We start from the raw sequence: 5,446 nt of genomic DNA, 5'->3' as shown, positions 1-5,446 counted from the left end.
GTAACCCCCCCCCCCCCCCCCCCCCCCCCCCCGGGGGGGGCCCCCCGGGGCCCCCCCCGGGGGGGGGGGGGGGCTGCCGGGGGGGGGGGGGGCCCCCCGCCCGGCCCCCCCCCCCCCCCCCGGGACTGCCGGGACTGCCGGAACTACCTGAGGATCAGGCCGCCGGGGCCGGGTAGGTCGGGAACTCCACGCCCGAGACGTACTGGACGACCCGGATGACCTGGCAGGAGTAGCCGAACTCGTTGTCGTACCACAGGTAGAGGATGGCGTTGTCGCCCTCGACCTTGGTGGCGCCGGCGTCGACGATCGAGGCGTGGCGCGAGCCGATGAAGTCGCTGGAGACCGCGTCCGGGGAGTCGGTGTAGTCGATCTGACGCTTCAGCGGCGAGGTCAGCGAGACGTCGCGCAGGTAGTCGAGGACCTCGTCGCGGTTGGTCTCGCGGGCCAGCTGCAGGTTGAGGATGGCGATCGAGACGTCCGGCACGGGGACGCGGATCGAGCTGCCGGTGATCTTCGCCTGGAGGTCCGGCAGGGCCTTGGCGACGGCCGAGGCGGCGCCGGTCTCGGTGATCACCATGTTGAGCGGCGCCGAGCGGCCGCGGCGGTCGGCCTTGTGGTAGTTGTCCAGCAGGTTCTGGTCGTTGGTGAACGAGTGGACGGTCTCCACGTGCCCGCGCAGCACGCCGTACTCGTCGTCCATCGCCTTCAGCGGCGGGACGATGGCGTTGGTGGTGCAGGAGGCGCAGGACAGGATCTGCTCGTCGGGCTTGATCGTGTCGTGGTTGACGCCGTGGACGATGTTCGGGACGTCGCCCTTGCCCGGCGCGGTCAGCACGACCTTGGCGATGCCGGGGCGCAGGTGCTTGGACAGGCCCTCGCGGTCGCGCCAGCGGCCGGTGTTGTCGATCAGGATGGCGTCCTTGATCCCGTACTCCGTGTAGTCGACCTTGGTCGGGTCGTCGGAGTAGATCACGGTGATCTCGTTGCCGTTGGCGATGATCTTGCTGTTCGCCTCGTCGACGGTGATCGTGCCCTGGAACTGGCCGTGGATGGAGTCCCGGCGCAGCAGCGAGGCGCGCTTGACCAGGTCGTCGCCGCCACTGTCGCGCACGACGATGGCCTTCAGGCGCAGGCCGTTGCCGGAGGCCTTCTCGATCAGCAGGCGGGCGACCAGGCGGCCGATCCGGCCGAAGCCGTAGAGGACGACGTCGCGGGCGTCACGGCGCTCCAGCTTGTTCTCGCCGGTGGCGCCGGAGACGGCCTGGGCGGTGAACTCCTCGACCGACAGGCCGCGGTCGTCGGCCCGGTAGGTCGCGGCGAGCATGCCGATGTCGATCTGCGAGGGGCCGAGGTCCAGGGTGGTCAGCGCACTCAGGAAGGGCATCGTCTCGGTGACCGAGAGCTCCTCGCCGGCTATCTGGCGGGCGAAGCGGTGTGTCTTCAGGATGCTGACCACCGACTTGTTCACCAGGGACCGGCTGTGCAGCAGGACGGTCACGTCCCGCTCGCGGTGCAGTCGCCCGATGATCGGGATCATCGACTCCGCGATCTCCTCGCGGTTCTTCCAGTCCGTGAACACGTCGTCGTTGACAGTCACAAGTCCATCTTTCGAGCTGAGGGTGTTGCGCACATGGTAGCTTCGCCCGCCCCCGGCCCCTCGGCCGGTCCCTCCCCAGCCCGCCTCGCCCGAGCCCCCGACCTGCGCTTTCACCCGCCGCCCGCCCCCAAAGGTGATCACCACCACCCCCGGGACCGGTCGCGGGGGCCTCGCCCCCGGAGGATTTGCCGGGGGTGCGGGGTGGTGGGGTAATGGAAGCGACCCGTGCTTGAGCGTTCCGCGAACGACCCGGGAGCAGCCATGACAGACGGTCCCGAGCCCATCAGTGCCGAGGTCCTGCGCGCCGTGCAGGAGGAGTTGGCCGAGCTGCGCGCCGAGCGGGCGAAAGTGGTGGGGACGCTGCGCGGGGAGGACGTGGGCGACCGGGCGGATGCGGCGGACGAGTTGCAGCGGGCCGACGACGTCACCCGGCTGGACGAGCGGATCGCCGAGTTGGAGGCCCGGATCCGCGAGGGGGCCGCCGCCGGGCCGCCGTCCAGGGAGGTGGTGGGGGTGGGCTCCACCGTCACCGTGCGGTTCGCGGACGGGGTGGAGGAGACGGTCGAGGTGGCGGAGCTCGCCGAGGTGCGGGAGGAGACCCTGGTGACCGCCGACAGCCCGCTGGGGAAGGCGCTGCTCGGTCGGCGCGCCGGGGAGACGGTGTACTACGAGGCACCGGGCGGCGCGGCGAGCGCGGTCGTGCTGTCGGTCGGCGGAAGGCGGGCTTCGTGAACTCCCCCGACGACCCCGCGCAGGACCACCCCGCGCAGGACCACCCCGCGCAGGACCACCCCGCGCAGGACCACCCCGCGCGGAACCACCCCGCCCAGGGCGAGCCGGCCGTGGGCCCCGACCCCGCCGGGCCGCCGCAGTTCGAGCCGTACCACCACCCGGCGGCCGGCTGGGGCGCGGCGAAGAGCGTGACCCGCTTCCTGGTGCGCGAGGGCGCGTACGTGGACGGGCCGCGGGCGATCATGCGGATGAACCACGAGAACACCGGGTTCGACTGCCCCGGGTGCGCCTGGCCGGACGACACCAAGGGCCTGCACCTGGACATCTGCGAGAACGGCATCAAGCACGTCACCTGGGAGATGACCCGCAAGCGGGTCGGCCGCGAGTTCTTCGCCGCCCACTCGGTGACCGAGTTGTCCGGGTGGAGCGACTACGCGCTGGAGAACGAGGGCCGCCTCACCGAGCCGATGGTGTACGACGCCGCCTCGGACCACTACGTGCCGATCAGCTGGAAGGACGCCTTCGCCCTGGTCGGCCGCACCCTGCGCGAGCTGGACGACCCGAACCAGGCCGCCTTCTACACCTCCGGCCGGCTGGGCAACGAGGCCACCTTCCTCTACCAGCTGATGGCCCGCGAACTGGGCACCAACAACCTGCCGGACTGCTCCAACATGTGCCACGAGGCCAGCGGACGCGCCCTCCAGGCCTCGCTGGGCACCGGGAAGGGCACGGTCGACCTCAAGGACTGGGAGGTCACCGACGCGCTGTTCATCATGGGCGTCAACGCCGCCTCCAACGCGCCCCGGATGCTCACCGCCCTCGCCGACGCGCACCGCCGCGGCGCGCAGATCGTGCACGTCAACCCGCTGGTCGAGGCGGCCGCCACCCGCACCATCGTCCCGCACGACTTCGTGGACATGGCGCTGTTCAAGACCACGAAGACCAGCACCCTGAACCTCCAGCCGCGCATCGGCGGCGACATGGCACTGGTGCGCGGCATGGCCAAGGCGATCCTGGAGCAGGCCCCGTCCGACCCCAAGGCCCTGGACCAGCAGTTCATCGAGCGCCACACCACCGGGTTCGAGGCCTACCGCGCGTTGTGCGGGGCCACGCCCTGGGAGGAGATCGAGCGGCAGAGCGGGCTGAGCCGGGCCGAGGTCCTCAAGGCCGCCCGGGTCTACCGCGACGCCGACCGCACCATCGTCTGCTGGTGCCTGGGCGTCACCCAGCACGAGCACGGCGTGGACACCGTGCGGGAGATCGTCAACCTCCTGCTGCTGCGCGGCAACCTGGGCCGCGAGGGGGCCGGCCCGTCGCCGGTGCGCGGGCACAGCAACGTCCAGGGCAACCGCACCTGCGGCATCGACCACCGCCCCTCGCCCGAGTTCCTGGACCGCCTCGCCGAGGCCTGCGGGATCGACCCGCCGCGCGCACACGGCCTGGACACCGTCTCCGCCATCGAGGCGATGCGGCGCGGCGAGGTGAAGGTCTTCGTCGGCATGGGCGGCAACTTCGCGCTCGCCGCGCCCGACACGCCCTACACCTACGAGGCGCTGCGCGGCTGCGAGTTGACCGTCCAGGTGAGCACCAAGCTGAACCGCAGCCACCTGGTGCACGGCCGCCGGGCGCTGATCCTGCCGTGCCTGGGCCGCACCGAGAAGGACCACCAGCGCGGCGGGGTGCAGAGCACCTCGGTCGAGGACTCGATGAGCATGGTGCACCTGTCCGTCGGCATGAAGCGCCCGGCCTCCCCGCACCTGCTGTCCGAGCCCGCCATCGTCGCCGGGATGGCCCGCGCGGCGCTGCCGGACAGCAGGACGCCGTGGGAGTGGTACATCGAGGACTACGACCGCATCCGCGAGACCATGTCCCAGGCCCTGGACGGTTTCGAGGACTTCAACCGCCGGGTGCGGCTGCCGCTCGGGTTCCGGATCAAGCAGCCGGCCCGCGAGCTGGTCTTCCTCACCCCCTCCGGGCTGGCCGAGTTCTCCACCGCCCCGCTGCCCGACGTCGTCCCCGCCCCGGGCACCCTGGCACTGGGCACCATGCGCTCCCACGACCAGTGGAACACCACCATCTACTCCGACAACGACCGCTACCGGGGCGTGAAGAACCTGCGCACGCTGGTCTTCCTGAACACCGACGACATGCGCGAGCGCGGCATCGCCGAGTTCGACCCGGTCGACATCACCAGCACCGCGAAGGACGGCAGCACCCGCACCCTGAACGGCTACCTCGCGATCCCGTACGACATCCCGCGCGGCTGCGCGGCGGGCTACATGCCCGAGATGAACGTGCTGTGCGCGATCGGCGACTTCAGCGCCCAGAGCGACCAGCCGATCATGAAGCACCTCAAGGTCACCATCACCAAGGCGTGAACGACTCCGACGGGCCAAAGGTAAAGGTTCTACCAAGTACGCAAGTATCGGCCTCCGTGCGGTCTATGCTTCTGGAGGTTTGAAGAAGGCACCTCGTTCGGTGAGGCTTCTTCACGGACACAGGCCACTGATCCGACGACGTCGAGAGACGCCCAGGGTTAGGACAGATCCTCCCGACCTAAGGGTTGATCCGAAGTGGCTTCCGGCCCACCGGGCTGGACACGCCGTGGAGTGCCAAAGCTCTGACGAGTTGGGGTGAGCCGGCGGTCGCTTCGCGCGCCGGCGAACTCCTTGCCGTGTCGATCACACGCACCACGGGGTGCGTCGACCGGGAGGAGGCGAGAGACATGGATTGCAGTAGTCCGGGCCACAGTTGCCCCTACCCCCGCTTGTCCTCGCACACCTCCGGCACGCGGTAACGACCCTCCCTGCGCGCATCTCTGACGGTGCATCAGCCCACCACCCGGCTTTGCCGTGCCCGAACGGGCCCGCACCGCCGGGTGGCGATGCGCCGCGCCCGCCCGCAGGGCGGATCACTGCCTCGCGCCCCCGATCGCCCCGCCTGCCACGGGGCCCACGGGAGGATCCTCATGACCACCAACGCCACGCTCAACTCCAAGGCCCCCGCGCCGCGTTCAGCGGTTCTGGACGACGCCCACGTCGGCGACATCAAGGGTGCGCTCGGCACCATCCGGCTCGATGACACCACCCCGCGTCACGGCCTGTCCGCAAGGCTCAA

At 70.7% G+C, this 5,446-nt stretch carries 3 protein-coding genes and 1 riboswitch; of the genes, 2 read left to right on the top strand and 1 reads right to left on the bottom strand.

Annotated elements, in window-relative coordinates:
• Nucleotides 1-154: 154 nt before the first annotated feature.
• Nucleotides 155-1,597, bottom strand: a complete 1,443-nt coding sequence (locus tag ACIPLC_RS12170; protein ID WP_400472874.1) for a glyceraldehyde-3-phosphate dehydrogenase — start codon at nt 1,595-1,597, stop codon at nt 155-157.
• A gap of 261 nt (nt 1,598-1,858) precedes the next feature.
• Between ACIPLC_RS12170 and ACIPLC_RS12165 the strand changes: the two genes are divergently transcribed.
• Both ACIPLC_RS12165 and ACIPLC_RS12160 read left to right on the top strand, forming a co-directional pair.
• Nucleotides 1,859-2,329, top strand: a complete 471-nt coding sequence (locus ACIPLC_RS12165; RefSeq protein WP_400472873.1) for a GreA/GreB family elongation factor — start codon at nt 1,859-1,861, stop codon at nt 2,327-2,329.
• A 110-nt stretch (nt 2,330-2,439) separates the two neighbouring features.
• The gene (locus tag ACIPLC_RS12160) at nt 2,440-4,707 is read left to right on the top strand and encodes an FdhF/YdeP family oxidoreductase (protein WP_400473029.1); all 2,268 of its coding nucleotides are present in this window, start codon (nt 2,440-2,442) and stop codon (nt 4,705-4,707) included.
• 85 nt (nt 4,708-4,792) lie between these two features.
• Nucleotides 4,793-4,969, top strand: a riboswitch (M-box (ykoK) riboswitch).
• Nucleotides 4,970-5,446 lie beyond the last annotated feature (477 nt).

The sequence above is a fragment of the Kitasatospora sp. NPDC086801 genome (genome assembly GCF_044745805.1).
GTDB lineage: Bacteria > Actinomycetota > Actinomycetes > Streptomycetales > Streptomycetaceae > Kitasatospora.
This window is presented reverse-complemented; position numbering and strand designations above follow the sequence as displayed.